Origin of the sequence: Streptomyces sp. AgN23 (genome assembly GCF_001598115.1) — a bacterium.
Classification (GTDB): domain Bacteria; phylum Actinomycetota; class Actinomycetes; order Streptomycetales; family Streptomycetaceae; genus Streptomyces; species Streptomyces antimycoticus.
Genome location: NZ_CP007153.1, coordinates 9,751,980 through 9,766,173, shown reverse-complemented (window position 1 = coordinate 9,766,173; position 14,194 = coordinate 9,751,980). Strand labels below are relative to the sequence as shown.

Sequence of the window (14,194 nt, the reverse complement as noted above, 5' to 3'; positions counted from 1 at the left end):
CCCTGGCCTCCCTTCTCAGCCTGATATCCTGCCTTCCGGCCTGCATCGTCCAACCAGGGAGTCGGCTACCGGGTCCCTGCAGACTGAGACCGACGGAGTCTGCGACCTGCTCTACCCGTCCGAGGGGTTCGCCTCGGACGGGTAGGCGACTACCAGGCTGTAGTGGATTCGCAGCGCGGGATAGTGTCTCGCGCTACCGCCCACCGGCTACCTGGTCCCGCCCGCAGCGGAGTGACGTTGCTCGGGCGCCCGCTGAGCACGTCCCGCAACTCCTTGTTCTCCAGGGTCAGTCGCGTGTTCTCCGCCAGGAATCCCTGGACATCGTCGCGAAGCCGGACGATCTCCTTGTTCTCGTTAGTGATGGTGGTCTTGAGGTCGGAGATCTTTCTACGGAGCCGGATTTCGACATCCGGAATTCCGCCCCGGGCCCTGACTCGGTCGTAGAACTTGTTTTTGAGGTCGGTGTGCCGCTGGGTCAGGGCGTTGCGGGGAACATCGGCCTCGATAGCGAGGGCGACGATGGTGAGCGCTCCGTTGGAGCGTTCAGGAGTGCCGTCGAGGATGCGGTCCATGGAGACGCGAATGCGGTCGCGTTCGTCGGGTGCCGGGCTCATGCCGTGATGTCCTCAATAGCGAAGCGGGTGCGGTCATGTTCGTCAGCTTGGTCGCGGAACTGCTGGGCTGCCACGAGACCGCGGTCTGCCAGCGGACCGGGAACGTGGTCGGCTTCAATCTCCAACTGCTGGGCCCGTTCGCGGAGCGCGATTGCTTGCCAGTCGGTTCGGACAATGAGCCTTTTCAGCGTTGCCTCTCCAGGGTGAGTACGGCTTTGGTGATGACGCTCATGCGGTGGGGGCTGATCCGGGATCTGCGGAAGACCTGCCAGGACTTGAGCCGTGCCATGCCGCGTTCGACGGGTGCCCGGGCTGCAGACAGGGCCCGGTTCCTGGTTCGCTCGGTGGGGGTGAGTTCGCCGCCTGGCGGGCGGCGCTTGGCGGTGGTGATCCAGTCGCCCGCACCGATGTAGGCCATGTCGGCGAGGATCGGGACGCCTTGGCGTGCGCAGATCCGGAGGATCTTGTGGGTGCGGGCTGCCGTGAGGTCGTGGGTCCGGCCCGGCAGTGCCGGCGACAGCCACAGAACCTGGCCGGTCGGGTCCGTGACGACCTGCACGTTCACTCCGTGCCGCTTGTTCTTCGCTGAGTAGTCGGCTCTGCCGTCGCCGACGCGTTCGCACTCCGCGAGCGTGCCGTCCAGGAGGACGAAGTCCGGGTCGTGCTCGCGCAGCGTCTTCAGCAGGCCCAGCGCCTGCTCGGCGAGCAGACCGGTGACCGCGGTGACGTAGGCGTGGGCGGTGCCGACGGATATTCCGAAGGCCGCGGCGATATGGGCGAAGGTGTCGTGGCGGCGCAGGTACACGAGTGCGACCAGCGCACGGCGGTGCGGCGGGAGTTTGCACCGTCGGTCACCCTCACGGTTGACGATGAGCATCCTGGCCCACTCGACCAGGGCGTGGGGCAGGTCGAGTGCGGCAGGATACGGAACCAACAGGATTCCTGTGCTGCTGAGTTGCGACGTCGAACACCTCCCTCAACGGCACGGGAGCCCTGCCCGTTGCGCATCCGCCCACACTCCGGCCCGTCACCCGATCATTGGCCACGCTGAAAAGGCTCAATGGCTCGAGCGCGAGCAGCGGGCTCAGCCTCTGGATCACCCGGCACACCGTCAAGAACTAGACACCGAAAGAGCGGCCCGAGCTGCCGCATGGTCAGGTCCGTGCGGTAATACACGACCACGATCAGGACCCGCTCGGCCAGCGGCAGACACCACGGCCGACCCCAGTGCGTGCCGTTGCCGCCTCGCTCCCGCACCGCCTTCAGCAGCTGCCCGAACTGCTCCAACCGCAGCCCCGTGGGTGTTTCCACCCACACGCGTTCAGCCCTCAACACCCTGGCCTACACCGGAGATGCCCAATTCACGGCCTTGTGCCACACCCTTTAGGAGGCACCGCTGTGTGAAAGTCAAGCCGGTTGAACAGTTCCCGTCAGGACTTGGAGCTGGGCCGACCGGGAATATGGCTGAGAATGGACTTGGAGAAACCCCCATCGACGCAGACATCTTGGCCGGTGACATATCCTGCCAGCGGGCTGACAAGAAACTCGATCACGTTCGCGATATCCATCGGGTCGCCAATTTTCGACAACGGGATGATTTTTCCCCGCGCCTTCTTGACTTCGGGATCGAGGTACATTTGTTCAGTCATCCGTGTGCGAGTCATGCCCGGGGACACCACGTTCACGCGGATTCCGTCAGGCGCCCATTCCAGTGCGAGTGTCTGAGCCAACATCGTGAGTGCAGCCTTGGTCGGACTGTAAGCACCCGATTCGGCATGTGGGAGCTGGCCGGACATCGAAGAGGTGAAACAGGCGGACCCGCGACTACCCTTCAGATGCGGGTAACTTGCTTTGGCAAGTAGCCACGCCCCGCGGAGGTTGACGGAGAACATGCCGTCCCAGTCCTCGAGGGAGAGATCCTTGAGTGCGCCAGGGCTGGCGATTCCGGCATTTGCCACCAGTGCATCCAAGCCGCCGAACTCGTCCACCGCAGCGGTTACCAGGTGACCGGGTATGTCGGGATCACCCAGGTCTCCTGTCAATGCAATTGCTTTGCCGCCCATCGACTGGATCAATCGGACGACCTCGTCTTGTCGCGTGTTCGCAGTAAGGCCGGATACCGCGATCATCGGCTGTTCGCCACGGGCAAGGGCTGCCTCTGCGATCCTCACACTTGCAGAGGCGCCGATGCCACTGCTTCCGCCACTGACCAGAACTCTCATTGCACACTCTCCTTGTATATTCCCAGCGGGCCTACTCAGCGACCCCCGGAGTCACTCTGAACCCCGAGTTTCGAAATCAGTCTCCGAGATTCCAACCCTCTTCACTGAGGTCACGCATCGCCTTCGCGAATTCTTCAAGGGTGTTCTCTTCGCGGATGACTTCGAGCACGACGTTGTCCACCCCGAGTGTTTCTTGGACTGCTTTACCCAGCTCGTTCCAATCGATCACCCCAGTGCCGATGGGGTCGTGGCCCCACGTTTCCGTCCCCGTGTCGGATATATGTATGAGTGCAACCGATCCGTGGTGCAAGCGCAGGCTCGATACGGGATCCTCCCGGATGTAAGCAGCGTTCGCGACGTCGTACACGATTTTTAGTGCATCATCATTGACCGTGTCGACGATATCTGCCAGTTCCCCAATCGTCGGTGCAAAGCAGTAGGGGGTGTTCTCGAAGAGGAGTCGTTTTCCCGCCCGCTTGGCTAGCGGAATCAGCTCTTCCAAGCCTTCGTGCATCCACCCGTGGACCTTCTCGAGCGAGGGGGAGATCATAGGACGCCGCGTGCCGGGTGAAATCACAACTTCCGGGACATCCCAAGCTACTGCAAGGTCGATCACCGACGTGATGTGCTCGATGCTCTTTCGGCGCATGCTGGCGCCAGGGCTGGCCAGATTGATGTCGTATCCGCCGGCATTCAGGGAGCGGATCTTGGCGCCGTTCTCGTTGAGCGTCGCCAGCATTGCCGAACGCTCGGAGCTGGAGATCTCTTCCGGCCAGCAGTGTGGAGAGCTGATGGGAACCTCGAAGGTGTTGTACCCATTCTGGACCAACTCGGATATCGCATCGGTCGCCGTTGCCGACCAAAGATATGAAAACGTGTTGATGATCATTGGGCTTTCCCTTCAATCTTTGAGGTGTCCTCATCGTGCGCTCGGGAGCTGGGCGGCTACGACCGGGATTCCTTGGACTGTTCAGGGGCTGAAGTAGCAGCAGTGAGCTCTTCACACCCCGCCGCGAGTGAGCCCAGGCGCCCACGTTTTCCCTGCTCAACCCGGGCAGCAACGGCCGGATGAACTCCCACTCCGCATCGGACAGTTCATGACGACTCCGTGCTCAAGGTGGAGCCGCTGCATCAACTGCCCATCCCGAGCCGGGCGCCGCCGGCGACATCCAGGCTCAGGCCGGTCAGGTAACGGTTGGCCGGGTCGGTGAGGAAGGCGATGGTTGCCGCCACCTCCTCGGGCTCGGCGAACCGGCCCATCGGGATCTGCGCGGCCCGGGCCTGGCGGGCGCGGCGGTCTCCCTCGGGGTCGCCGCCGCCGGCGCGGGTCGCGAGCTGCGCCCACATGGCGGTGTTGACCGGGCCGGGGCACACGCAGTTGACCGACACGTTGTCCGGGCCGAGTTCCAGAGCCAGCGACCAGCAGATGTTCAACACGGCCGCCTTACTGGCGTTGTACGGCACGTACGCGCGACGGGCCTCCTTGGCGGCGACCGATGCCACCGCGACCATGGAGCCGGAGCCCTGGGCCTTCATCACGAGGCCGACTTCGCGCAGTACGGAGAAGGCACCCGTGGCGTTGATCGCCATCACCCGGGCGAACTCGGAGCTCGGGGTGGTGAGGAGGTCCGGCTCGTTGCCGAGAACCCCGGCGGCGTGCACCAGGACGTCGATCGCCCCGTACTCCGCCCGGATCCCGTTCACGGTGTCGCGCACCGCCCGCTCGTCTGTGACATTGAGCTCACGGAAGTCCGCGAGCCACTTCGGGAGGCTGTCCGGTGCCGTGCGGTCGCAGCCGATGACCGTCGCGCCGACTGCGTGCAGTCGCTCGGCGGTGGCGGCTCCGATGCCGCCGCTGGACCCGGTGACCAGTGCGATCTGCGGTTGGGCGGTCATGGGGTGTCCTTCGTAGATGCCGTGGGTTTCGTGATGCTGAGCATTACTTGGCTTCCAGATGCCGCAGGGGGCGTGGTGTCAGTGGTGTGCGTGACCTGGCAGCCCGTCTCCGGCAGCGTCAGGTAGACGATGAGGCAGATCAGGACGATGGCCGTCATGTACACCGCCACGCCCATAGGATGGCCTGACTCAACGAATGAGCTGGCGATGAGCGGGGCCGTCCCACCGAGGGTCGCGATGACGATCTGGTGGGCCAGACCGATGCCGGACACGCGGACGGCGGCGGGGAACAGTTCGGCCTGGATCGTCGGGTAGACGCCCTGCCAGATGGCCAGTACCACCCAGCCGCTGACGGTCACCGTCACGTATACGCCGAATCCGGGGTGCTGCAAGAGCAACAGCAGCGGGTAGAAGAGCACCACCATGCCCGCGGCCCCGATGATGGGGAAGGGCTTGCGGCGGCCGATGCGGTCGGACAGGGCTCCGCACAGCGGCACAATGATCACCAGCACGCCCAGCCCGATGGCGTTCCCCGCCAGGGCGGAGCCCAGGTCACGTCCGGTGGTCAGGTGTGCGTAGGTGGGCAGGAACGTGGCCCACGTGTAGTAGGCGACAGCCGGGGCCGACAGAGCCGCGGTCTGCAGCAGTGCCCTGGGGTGCCTGCTCAGCAGTTCCCGCAAACGCAGGGTCTCGGGCTTGCTGTCGGCGGCGGAGTCCTCGACGGCGGCTTCGAACTCCGGGGATTCGTCGGCGCGCGAGCGCAGCAACATCCCGACGATGCCGAGGACGCCGCCGATGGCGAACGGGATGCGCCATCCCCACGTCTCCAGGTCGTGGGTGCTCAGGGTCGAGGTGACGATCGCCCCCATGCCGGTGGCGGCCAGTGTGGCCAGGCCGCTGGCCGCGTTCGACAGCGAGCCGAACAGGCCGCGCCGGTCGGTCGAGCCGTTCTCCACCATGTAGGCGATGGCGCTCTGCGACTCGCTGCCGGCCGAGATGCCCTGCAGTACGCGGGCGAGCAGGAACAGCAGCGGCGCCGCGTAGCCGATGGCGGAGAACGGCGGGGTGAGCGCGAGGATCAGGCTGCCCACGGTCATGCCGCCGACCGCTACGGCCATCACGACGCGACGGCCGTAGCGGTCGGCCAGCGGGGAGATGATGACGCCGCTCAGTGGTCGCACCACAAACCCGACCGCGTAGGTAAGCAGGGCGCTGATCAGCGACATCGCCGGGCTGCTGCCGGGAAAGATCTGGCTCGAGAAGACGGCGGCCAGGAGGCCGTAGATGTACCAGTCGTACCACTCGATGAAGTGGCCGACGGTGCCCGCCAGGATGTTCAACCGCCTTCTGCGGGGCGGGACTTCTCCTTTGGCCGGGTTGGAGGGGGAGTTCGGTGAGGTTATCCTTGGTGCGTTCGCCATTGAGCGCTCCTCAGTGCAGTGAGGGATGGGATCTGTGCGAACAAGCGGCGGGTGAGAGCGCCGCGGTCCAGTTGTTGGGCCGAAAGTGTCGGCGGTGCCGGAAGCCTTCTTCGAGCATGGATGCCGCCGACACCTGCCTCGGGGCGGGGCCGTTCGAGGCTCGCGGAGGAATCAGCGCGTCGCGTGGCTGGACCAGGTGCGGCCCTCCTGCTCCTTCACGGGGAGACCTGCGGTCTGCAAGATGTCGTCGAGCAGCGCCTGCGTGCGGGCGGCTTCCCGCCCCGATGTCAGCGGCGTGCCACGGTCACGTACGCGGTCGAGGAAGTGGTGAACGGCGGCGGCGAATCCGAATGTGTTCGTCGCGGTGGCCCAGCCGAATGCCTCGGGGCTCATCGAGCGCACGGTGCTGACGCCGTCCCGGGTGAGGGTCACCGTGTCCGGAGCCACCACCTCGGCCGAGCGCTCGGCGCCGTAGGCATCCAGCTTTTCCGCCCAGGCGCCAGCGGTCCGTGCCGCCGTCAGGACGCCGGTACCGCCGCCGGCGAAGCGGACCAGGGCAGAGACGCCGTCCTCCTGCCAGGGGTCGTCACCGGCGGCGTGCGCGGCGACATCGACCGGTTCGCCCGGGCAGAACCAGCGCAGCAGGTCCACCATGTGGATGGCGTTCTCGAAGGTCGCGCGGTACTCACTGCCGCGGCGATTCTTCTGCGCGACGCAGAACGCGGCGCCGGCGTCCCCGAACTCCTCGCGGGCGGCGACGTAGGTCGGCGCGAAGCGGCGGTTGAAGCCGACCATCAGGACGCGCTCGTGCTCGTCGGCGAGGTCGGCGAGCCGCTCCGCGTCGCTGGTCGCGGTCGCGAGGGGCTTTTCGCAGAAGACATCCACGTCCGCCTCCAGCGCGCTGCGCACGCCGGCGACATGCTCCGACCTCGGGGTCAACACAAACAGGGCGTCCAGGTCACGTTCCAGGGCATGCTCGACGGTCCGGACCGCGGTGGAAAACCCCCACCGGCGGACCAGTTCGGAGGGGTCCTCGCACCGGGACACCAGCACGTCGAGCTCGACGTCGTCCCGTGCCACCAGGGTGGGCAGCTGCGCGATGTGCGCGATGTTCCCCGCGCCGACCACGCCGACACGCAGCGGGGTCGTGCTCATCGGTACACCTCCGCGGGCGTGAGACCGGCGGCCTGGTCGAGGAGAGCACGGAGCGCGCGGGCGGACCGGGCGAAGCCCACCTCCGGAGCCGGGAGGTCCTGCGGGTGCCACCGGTACTCGTACTCGAGGCTGAGGACGTCGTCGTAACCGTTCTGCTTGACCGCCCGCAGGATCTCCGCCCAGGGCACGACGCCCTCGCCGACGACGCGGGAGCGCACAGCCCGCTCGTCCGCCTTCACCCGGGCCGTCTCGGAGGCGACGAAGGGGGCGTCCGGATCGGTGAAGACGAGGTCCTTCACGTGGACGTGCCCGATCAGGTCGCCCTGCTCCCGCAGCGCCTCCGGCCATGCCTCGTCGTGGGTGAAGGTGAGGTTCGCCTGGTCGTAGAGCACGCGGACGGCAGGCGAGTCCACCTCGCGTATCAGCCGAGCTGTGTCCTTGGCCGACTGCGTCATGGTGCCGAAGTGGTTCTCCACGCACAGGAGCGCTCCGGCGTCGGCGGCGAGCGGTGCAAGCTCCGTCAGTGCCGAGCGCAGGCGCTCCCAGTGTGCGGCGTGGTCGGTTCGATCGGCTCCCCAGGAACCCGCGTACACCCGGATCCGGGTGGCGCCCAGGCGATGGGCGCAGTCGATGGCCGACCGCAGTTCGTCGAGCGCGGCGCGGCGCTGTGCCGGGTCCTCGTGGTTGATGCCGGTGGTGTACGGAGAGAGTCCCATCACCGGTACGCCGAGATCGTCCGCCACTCGGGCCGCCTCGGCCGCGACGGCTTCGTCCCCGATGGGCAGTCCGCTGCGGTAGTCGTTCTGGTAGATGACCTCGGCTCCCTCCAGACCGGCGGAGGCGAAGAGTTGCAGCGCCTCCGGGAGGGTCTGTTCCGGTGTGCCGAGGGTGTGGCCAATGATGCGCATTACAGGTTCTTTCCGGTTCGGGAGGGGCCAGTCCAATCGTCGGGGCCGACCAGGGGTGGCGGGCTGTGGACGCGGGAGCGGTCGACGAGCTCGATCAACAGGCCCCAGGGCGCCCGGAGATAGGTCCATCGGTTGCCCGCGACGCGCGGGCTGTCGGGGCCGACCTCCTTGGTTCCGCCCAGCACACGGGCGCCGTGCGACCGGAGGTGTTCGACGGCGGTGTCGACGTCCGCCACGGTGAAGCACAAGTGGTGGCCACCCGCGTCCGAGTGGCGCGGGTAGTCGCTCCGCTGGTCGGTGCTCCACCACTGGAACAGCTCGACGTTGAGGTTCGGCGGCATGCGCAGCATGGCGAGTTCCAGATGGGCGTCGGCCGGGACCTCGAAGTGCGCGGGCATGAAGTCGGCGTCGGGCCCTCGCGTCGAGCGGTAGAGCTCCTCGGCGCCGAAGGCCTCTGCGAAGAAGGTGACCGCTTCGCCGAGGTCGGGCACCGTGAACGCGACATGGTCCACGTGCTGGAATCCTGCGGGCAGGCTCATCGGGGCACCTCCGCGGTCGACTCACGAACCAGTAGATCGGGGGCGAGGACGACATGGCTGGTCTCCCCGTCCTTGAGGAGTTTCTCTGCGAGGTCGATGGCGATCACTCCCATGTCGGCGATGGGCTGGCGGACGGTGGTCAGCCGCGGGTTGAACCGGGCGCCGAACTCCAGGCCGTCGAAGCCCATCACCGACACCTCGTCCGGGACGGACACACCACGCACACCAAGAGCGGAGATGAGTGCGAAGGCGACCATGTCGTTGGCCGCGATGACTGCTGTGGGGCGCTCCTCGCGTGCCATGTCCACCAGGCGCTGGGCCGCCCGCTCCCCCACATCCGGCCCGGTGCCTCCGTCCAGGACCATCGCAGGCATGTCCAGCTCCGCGGCCAGCCCCTCGTAGGCGGCCAGGCGGTCCCTGGAGGTGTACGCCCCGGAGATGCCGGACACGTAGGCGATGCGCCGGTGCCCCAGGCCGCGCAGATGATCCACGGCGAGGGCGATGCCTTCGGCGCTGTCCACCGTCACGGTCGGCACCTGTGCCTCCTCGACGCGGTCGATGACCACGACCTTGCTGCCGAGCGCGACGTTCTGCAGCTCGTCGAGGTCGACGGTGGTCGACGGCGCGACGATCCCGAAGGGCGCGTACATCTCCTGAAGGGACGTCAAATAGGCGTTGGTCTGGGCGACTTCGCCGCCGGTCACGCACAGCACCAACTGGTAGCCCCGGTCGGCCGCCGCTGCCGCCATGGTCCTCGCCAGCTCACCGTAGAAGGGGTTGGTGATGTCCGGGACGATCAGCGGAACGAGCTTGCTCGCACGACGGCGCAGGGCTTGCGCCAGCGGGTTCACCCGGTAGCCGAGGCTCTCCGCCACCTCCAGGACGTGCTTGCGGGTCTTGGCATTCACGGCTTCCGGCCGGGAAAAGGCTCGGGAAACCGTGGAGCGGTGCACGCCCGCCCGGGCGGCGACGTCATCGATGCTCACCTCAGCCATGGCTGACCTCCAGGGACGCAATGGAAGACCGCCCGTACGCGGCCCAGATGAGGCTCATTGTGTCGGCAAGGTCGTCCAAGGTCGGCAGCCCGGCGAAGCCGTCCGCCCAGGTGTCGGCCACCTGCCGGACGAACACGTCGTACAGCGGATCGCTGTCCACATCGATGGTGCTCGATTCGGTGACACCGTCCGCGGCGTGCGTGAACGAGACATGGCCGGAGGCGCCCACATCGACGTATCCCTCGCTGCCCGCACTGGTGAAGGAGCAGTACCGCTTGGCGGGGCTCGACGGGAAGGCGTAGCCGACCTCGATGATCGCCTCGCTGCCGTCGTCGCCCGCCAGTACGAGGGTGGCGTGGTCCTCGACGCCCTCGCCGTGCAGGCTCGCGGACACGTTGGCGGCCACGAGTTCCACACGGCGGGCGCGGCTTCGCCGCAGGAAGAGATCGATGAAGTGCGGCGCCAGGTTCACCAGACACCCCCCGCCTGAGCGTGCGGGGTCGAGCATCCAGGAGCAGCCTGCCGCGTGATAGCGCTGCGGAGGGCCGACAACGAAGCTCGTACGTTGATACGTCGGCGCACCGGCCAGGGACAGCGCGTGGTCCACGGGGCCGCCACGTTGGACGAAGAGGACGGTCGCCGCCACCCCGGCTGCCGCGGCCGCATCGCGAATCCGCTCCACGTCCTCGGGCCCCGTGCCCCCCGGCTTGTCGACCACGAACGGGATGCCGCGATCGACCAAGGCCAGACAGGTCTCCACCATGCGGTCGTGCGGGCCGAAGACGTAGGCCAGGTCCAGGGGGCCGGCGTCCAGCGCTTCGCCGACTTCCCCGTAAACGGCCGCGTCGAGGCGTCTGGCGATGTCGGTGACCTGGTCAGGCTCCTCGTCCTGGACCAGCACGACATCGTGAGTGTCCCCCCAGGCACTGACATGCAGGGGTACGTGCCAGTGCCGGGCACCGAGCACGGCCGTTCGCGGACGTCTCACGACGCGTCTCCCAACTGTTGACACAGAGCAACTTCTACTGATTGTGCTCTTTGAAACCGGTCACTGCGATCGATTGCTGCGATCGATTGCAATACGGAAACAGAGCTGCTTAAGCTCTGTCAACACCCCCCGACCATCCGATTTCCTTGAGGTGACCCCCATGCGCAAGCTGCGCACCTTGAATGCCATCTGCGACACGGGGACGGTGCTGATCGTGCGCCTGCCCACCGCCGAGGCGTCGTACGGAGTGGCCCGCGAAGCCATCGCCGCAGGGATACGCGCGGTCGAGGTCACGCTCACCACGCCGGGCGCCCTGGACGTGATCAGCCAGCTGAGTGAGGAGTACCCCGAGGCCGAGATCGGCGCCGGCAGCGTCCTCGACGCAACATCGGCGTACGCGAGCATTCAGGCCGGGGCACGCTTCCTGGTCAGCCCCCAGGTCGACCTCGGCATGCTGGAGACCGCCGGCCGCTACCAGGCCGTCAGCATCTGCGGTGCCGCGACGCCCACGGAGATCGTCCAGGCCGCCACGGCGGGCGCCGACCTCGTCAAACTGTTCCCCTCGTCGGTCCTCAACCGCGACTATGCCCGTGCGGTGCTCGAACCGCTCGGACACATCCCCCTGGTCCCGGCCGGTGGTGTGTCCCCGGACAACGTGTCGGAGTGGTTCGACGCCGGAGTCGCGGCAGTCGGTGTCGGAAGCTTCATCACCAAGGCGGCGCGGCGCGACGCCGGCGGGCCGCACCCTGTCCGCGCGGCGGCCGGGACCTTCCTGGAGGCGGTGGCCGATGCCCGCGCCTGACCCGGCGTCCCCCGCGCCCGGGACACCGCCGGCCTTCGTCGCGATCGGCCCCGCGGGCTCGGGAAAGTCCCATGTCGCCCGGGAGCTCGCACGCCGACTGCGGGCGGCCTACCTCGACAAGGACTCCCTGGCCGGCGACCTCGTGGACGCCGCGCTCGAACTGGTCGGCCGGCGCGCGGGAGGCCGCGAGGACGACCCGACCTACGTCGAGCGGTTGATGCCGGCCGAGTACAAGGCGCTGTTCGCCACGGCGGCGGACAACCTGCGGCTCGGCCTGCCCGTCGTGCTGGACGCCCCCTTCGCGGCATACCTCGCGGACCCCGACTTCCTGACCGCCTCCGCCGACCAGACTTCCTGGCCCACGGGGACACCCGTCGTCGTGGTCGAGGTACGGACTTCCCCGGAGACCGTTCGTACGCGGCTGACCGAGCGGGGCCTGCCACGGGACCGGGCCAAACTGGCCGACTGGCCAGCTTTCTGGCGGCAGCTCGGGGGCCGGGAGTGCGCCTGGTCCGGAGCTCGGCACATCGTCGTGAACAACGATGGCGAACCGGACCTCGATGCGGTCGTGGCGCTCACGCGCGATCAGCAGCTCTCGACGTTCTCGTAAGTCTCAACGCGGCCGACGCTCTCCTTGAGGACGAGGTCGAGCAGTCCGGGGAACCGCCGGGCCAGCTCTTCCTTGCGCAGCGTGTTGGTGCGGCGGGTGCCGACGTCGTGCTGCCGGATGAGACCGGTCTAGCGCAGGACGCGGAAGTGGCGGGTGAGCACGGAGGCGGCGACATCGGTTCTACCAGCGTTCCCGGCGACCTGATGGCCGAGTACTACCGGCAGTGGGCGAGCGCCGGACTGATCATCAGCGAGTGCACCTACCCCGACCACGGGGCACAGGGATGGGTCGGTGTGCCGGGCATCGGCACCGACGAACAGGCGGCCGGCTGCCAAGGGTGACCGAGGCGGTGCACGCCGAGGGCGGACACATCTCCCTGCAGATCATGCACGGCGGCCGCCGCACCCTCCCCCCCCCAGCGCGATCGTCATCGACGGCAATACGCTCACGGCGAAGGGCGAACAACCTTTCGTGGGCCACACTCCCCGAGGCTGCTCGACCGGCCGCCGACGACAAGATCGCGCGCGACATCCAACGGCAGGTCGCGGTCCCGCTGCCACACTTCACCCCTGAGGCGGACCCGGCAAACCCCGGCAAACGACACCATCGGTCAGTCGGTTTCCGTCAGGGCCTCATGCGCGGCGGCCAGGATCCGTTCGGAGAGCTCGGAGCCCTTGGTGGCGCGGGCCAGGACGAGCGCGCCGAACAGGGTGCTCAGGCGGGCGAGGCCGTCCTGGTCGTCATCGCTGAGGAAGCCGGCGAAGTCGGCCACCCCCTCGGCGTAGACGCGGCGGGCCTCCTGGCCGTCGGGAGTGCGGGCGATGTCGGTGGCGAGCGCGGCGATCGGGCAGCCGGCTGCCGCGGTGTCGCGGTGTTCGACGGAGAGATAGGTGTCGATCAGCGTGCGCTGAGCGGCGTCGCGCCGCCCGTCGTCCTGCTCGAGCCCGGCCGCGTACCGCTGGGCGAGCTCGTCGATCGCGTGGGCGGTGGCCTCGTCGACGAGCGCCTCCTTGGAGGCGAACTGTTTATAAAAGGCGCCGTGGGTCAGACCGGCCGCCTTCATCAGGTCGGCGACACTGACGTGCGTGCCCTGCTCCCTGAAGAGCCGGGAAGCAGTGTCCACGACCCGCCTGCGGTTCTCCTCCGCCTGCGCCTGCGATACCCGGCCCATGGCCACCTCCTGCGCGAAACCGGCTTGGATGCCGACTGGCATCTATCGTAATCCGGTGTTTAGATTGTCATCATAATCTAAATCAGCTGGAGGCAGGCGGCCCGACGGGTACCTGCCACAACCGGGAGCAGGATCAGACATGGAGCTCAAGAACGCGGTCGCGGTCGTCACCGGCGCCAACCGGGGCCTCGGACGCCATCTCGCCGCCCAGCTCGTGGAGCGCGGCGCGAAGGTCTACGCGGCGGCCCGCCGCCCCGAGACGGTCGACCTGCCGGGAGTCATCCCGCTGCGCCTGGACGTCACGGACGAGGAGTCGATCCGGGCGGCCGCCTGCACCGCCTCCGACGCGACACTGCTGATCAACAACGCGGGCATCTCCACCGGCGCCACGCTGGTCCACGGCGATCTGGACCAGGTGCGCCGGGAGATGGACACCAACTTCTTCGGCCCGCTCGCCGCGACCCGCGCCTTCACTCCGGTCCTCGAGGGCAACGGCGGCGGCGCCGTACTCAACGTCCTGTCCGTCCTGTCTTGGTACCACCCGGCAGGCCTCGGCTCCTACGCCGCTTCCAAGGCCGCCACTTGGGCGCTGACCGGCGCGAGCCGCGAGGAGCTGGCGCCGCGCGGCATCACCGTCTCCGCGCTGCACGTCGGATACATGGACACCGACATGGCCGCCGAGGTCCCCGCCGACCAGAAGATCTCCGCCTCCGACGTCGCGACCCAGGCCCTCGACGGCATCGAGACGGGCCTGCCCGAGATCGTCGCCGACGAGCTGACCCGGCAGGTCAAGCAGAGTCTGGCCATCTCTCCGCAGCCGAACGCCGCCTGAGGCTTCCAGAGCGCTTCCGAAATGAACGGAACCCCCTGCCT

General features: G+C 67.6%; 16 protein-coding genes and 1 pseudogene. 4 read left to right on the top strand and 13 right to left on the bottom strand.

Translation table 11 applies throughout. The features are described 5' to 3' along the window. Positions 1-149 precede the first annotated feature (149 nt). From AS97_RS41930 to AS97_RS41880, 12 genes and pseudogenes are all read right to left on the bottom strand, one after another. Complete coding sequence (locus tag AS97_RS41930) at positions 150-614, bottom strand: hypothetical protein (RefSeq protein WP_210566737.1); 465 nt, start codon at positions 612-614, stop codon at positions 150-152. Between the two features lie 184 nt (positions 615-798). After that, positions 799-1,548, bottom strand: a complete 750-nt coding sequence (locus tag AS97_RS41925; protein WP_210566736.1) for a transposase family protein — start codon at positions 1,546-1,548, stop codon at positions 799-801. A gap of 97 nt (positions 1,549-1,645) precedes the next feature. Next, positions 1,646-1,949: pseudogene (locus AS97_RS49125) on the bottom strand (transposase family protein); the annotation flags it as partial. 95 nt (positions 1,950-2,044) lie between these two features. Further along, a complete protein-coding gene (locus tag AS97_RS41920) occupies positions 2,045-2,836 on the bottom strand; it encodes an SDR family oxidoreductase (protein ID WP_210566735.1) in 792 nt (263 codons plus the stop codon). A 76-nt stretch (positions 2,837-2,912) separates the two neighbouring features. Continuing rightward, on the bottom strand, positions 2,913-3,725 hold the full coding sequence (locus tag AS97_RS41915; protein WP_210566734.1) for a sugar phosphate isomerase/epimerase family protein: 813 nt from the start codon (positions 3,723-3,725) through the stop codon (positions 2,913-2,915). 242 nt (positions 3,726-3,967) lie between these two features. Beyond that, positions 3,968-4,732: an SDR family oxidoreductase gene (locus tag AS97_RS41910; RefSeq protein WP_059142837.1), complete on the bottom strand. Its 765-nt coding sequence runs from the start codon at positions 4,730-4,732 to the stop codon at positions 3,968-3,970. Then, a complete protein-coding gene (locus AS97_RS41905; protein ID WP_236669992.1) occupies positions 4,729-6,072 on the bottom strand; it encodes an MFS transporter in 1,344 nt (447 codons plus the stop codon). Before AS97_RS41905 ends, AS97_RS41910 begins: the two co-directional genes overlap by 4 nt. A 252-nt stretch (positions 6,073-6,324) precedes the next feature. Next, entirely contained in the window at positions 6,325-7,308 is a 984-nt protein-coding gene (locus tag AS97_RS41900; protein WP_059142839.1) for a Gfo/Idh/MocA family oxidoreductase, read from the bottom strand. Continuing rightward, a complete protein-coding gene (locus AS97_RS41895) occupies positions 7,305-8,216 on the bottom strand; it encodes a sugar phosphate isomerase/epimerase (RefSeq protein WP_059142840.1) in 912 nt (303 codons plus the stop codon). The genes AS97_RS41900 and AS97_RS41895 overlap by 4 nt, the downstream gene beginning before the upstream one ends. Beyond that, complete coding sequence (locus tag AS97_RS41890; protein ID WP_086709881.1) at positions 8,216-8,755, bottom strand: VOC family protein; 540 nt, start codon at positions 8,753-8,755, stop codon at positions 8,216-8,218. The genes AS97_RS41895 and AS97_RS41890 overlap by 1 nt, the downstream gene beginning before the upstream one ends. Further along, positions 8,752-9,750, bottom strand: a complete 999-nt coding sequence (locus AS97_RS41885; RefSeq protein WP_059142842.1) for a LacI family DNA-binding transcriptional regulator — start codon at positions 9,748-9,750, stop codon at positions 8,752-8,754. Before AS97_RS41885 ends, AS97_RS41890 begins: the two co-directional genes overlap by 4 nt. Next, the gene (locus tag AS97_RS41880) at positions 9,743-10,738 is read right to left on the bottom strand and encodes a Gfo/Idh/MocA family oxidoreductase (RefSeq protein WP_059142843.1); all 996 of its coding nucleotides are present in this window, start codon (positions 10,736-10,738) and stop codon (positions 9,743-9,745) included. Before AS97_RS41880 ends, AS97_RS41885 begins: the two co-directional genes overlap by 8 nt. A 160-nt stretch (positions 10,739-10,898) precedes the next feature. Between AS97_RS41880 and AS97_RS41875 the strand changes: the two genes are divergently transcribed. The 3 genes from AS97_RS41875 (at position 10,899) to AS97_RS49120 (ending at position 12,491) form a co-directional block, all read left to right on the top strand. Next, positions 10,899-11,540 (top strand): hypothetical protein, encoded by a 642-nt coding sequence (locus tag AS97_RS41875; protein WP_210566732.1) that lies wholly within the window; start codon positions 10,899-10,901, stop codon positions 11,538-11,540. Then, complete coding sequence (locus AS97_RS41870; protein ID WP_063804840.1) at positions 11,527-12,150, top strand: AAA family ATPase; 624 nt, start codon at positions 11,527-11,529, stop codon at positions 12,148-12,150. The genes AS97_RS41875 and AS97_RS41870 overlap by 14 nt, the downstream gene beginning before the upstream one ends. Positions 12,151-12,257: 107 nt before the next feature. After that, positions 12,258-12,491 (top strand): hypothetical protein, encoded by a 234-nt coding sequence (locus AS97_RS49120; RefSeq protein ID WP_161500486.1) that lies wholly within the window; start codon positions 12,258-12,260, stop codon positions 12,489-12,491. Between the two features lie 269 nt (positions 12,492-12,760). On the opposite strand, the gene AS97_RS41860 is transcribed toward AS97_RS49120, so the two are convergent. Then, positions 12,761-13,321, bottom strand: coding sequence for a TetR family transcriptional regulator (locus AS97_RS41860; RefSeq protein ID WP_059142846.1), 561 nt, complete (start codon positions 13,319-13,321; stop codon positions 12,761-12,763). Between the two features lie 139 nt (positions 13,322-13,460). Between AS97_RS41860 and AS97_RS41855 the strand changes: the two genes are divergently transcribed. After that, the gene (locus AS97_RS41855; RefSeq protein WP_059142847.1) at positions 13,461-14,153 is read left to right on the top strand and encodes an SDR family oxidoreductase; all 693 of its coding nucleotides are present in this window, start codon (positions 13,461-13,463) and stop codon (positions 14,151-14,153) included. The last annotated feature ends 41 nt before the right edge of the window (positions 14,154-14,194 follow it).

Coding starts and splice junctions, on each gene's coding strand:
- AS97_RS41920 (WP_210566735.1), bottom strand. CDS start 2,836: ATGAGAGTTCTGGTCAGTGGCGGAAGCAGTGGCATCGGCGCCTCTGCA.
- AS97_RS41860 (WP_059142846.1), bottom strand. CDS start 13,321: ATGGGCCGGGTATCGCAGGCGCAGGCGGAGGAGAACCGCAGGCGGGTC.
- AS97_RS41870 (WP_063804840.1), top strand. CDS start 11,527: ATGCCCGCGCCTGACCCGGCGTCCCCCGCGCCCGGGACACCGCCGGCC.
- AS97_RS41910 (WP_059142837.1), bottom strand. CDS start 4,732: ATGACCGCCCAACCGCAGATCGCACTGGTCACCGGGTCCAGCGGCGGC.
- AS97_RS41890 (WP_086709881.1), bottom strand. CDS start 8,755: ATGAGCCTGCCCGCAGGATTCCAGCACGTGGACCATGTCGCGTTCACG.
- AS97_RS41930 (WP_210566737.1), bottom strand. CDS start 614: ATGAGCCCGGCACCCGACGAACGCGACCGCATTCGCGTCTCCATGGAC.
- AS97_RS41895 (WP_059142840.1), bottom strand. CDS start 8,216: ATGCGCATCATTGGCCACACCCTCGGCACACCGGAACAGACCCTCCCG.
- AS97_RS41900 (WP_059142839.1), bottom strand. CDS start 7,308: ATGAGCACGACCCCGCTGCGTGTCGGCGTGGTCGGCGCGGGGAACATC.
- AS97_RS41885 (WP_059142842.1), bottom strand. CDS start 9,750: ATGGCTGAGGTGAGCATCGATGACGTCGCCGCCCGGGCGGGCGTGCAC.
- AS97_RS41855 (WP_059142847.1), top strand. CDS start 13,461: ATGGAGCTCAAGAACGCGGTCGCGGTCGTCACCGGCGCCAACCGGGGC.
- AS97_RS41915 (WP_210566734.1), bottom strand. CDS start 3,725: ATGATCATCAACACGTTTTCATATCTTTGGTCGGCAACGGCGACCGAT.
- AS97_RS41875 (WP_210566732.1), top strand. CDS start 10,899: ATGCGCAAGCTGCGCACCTTGAATGCCATCTGCGACACGGGGACGGTG.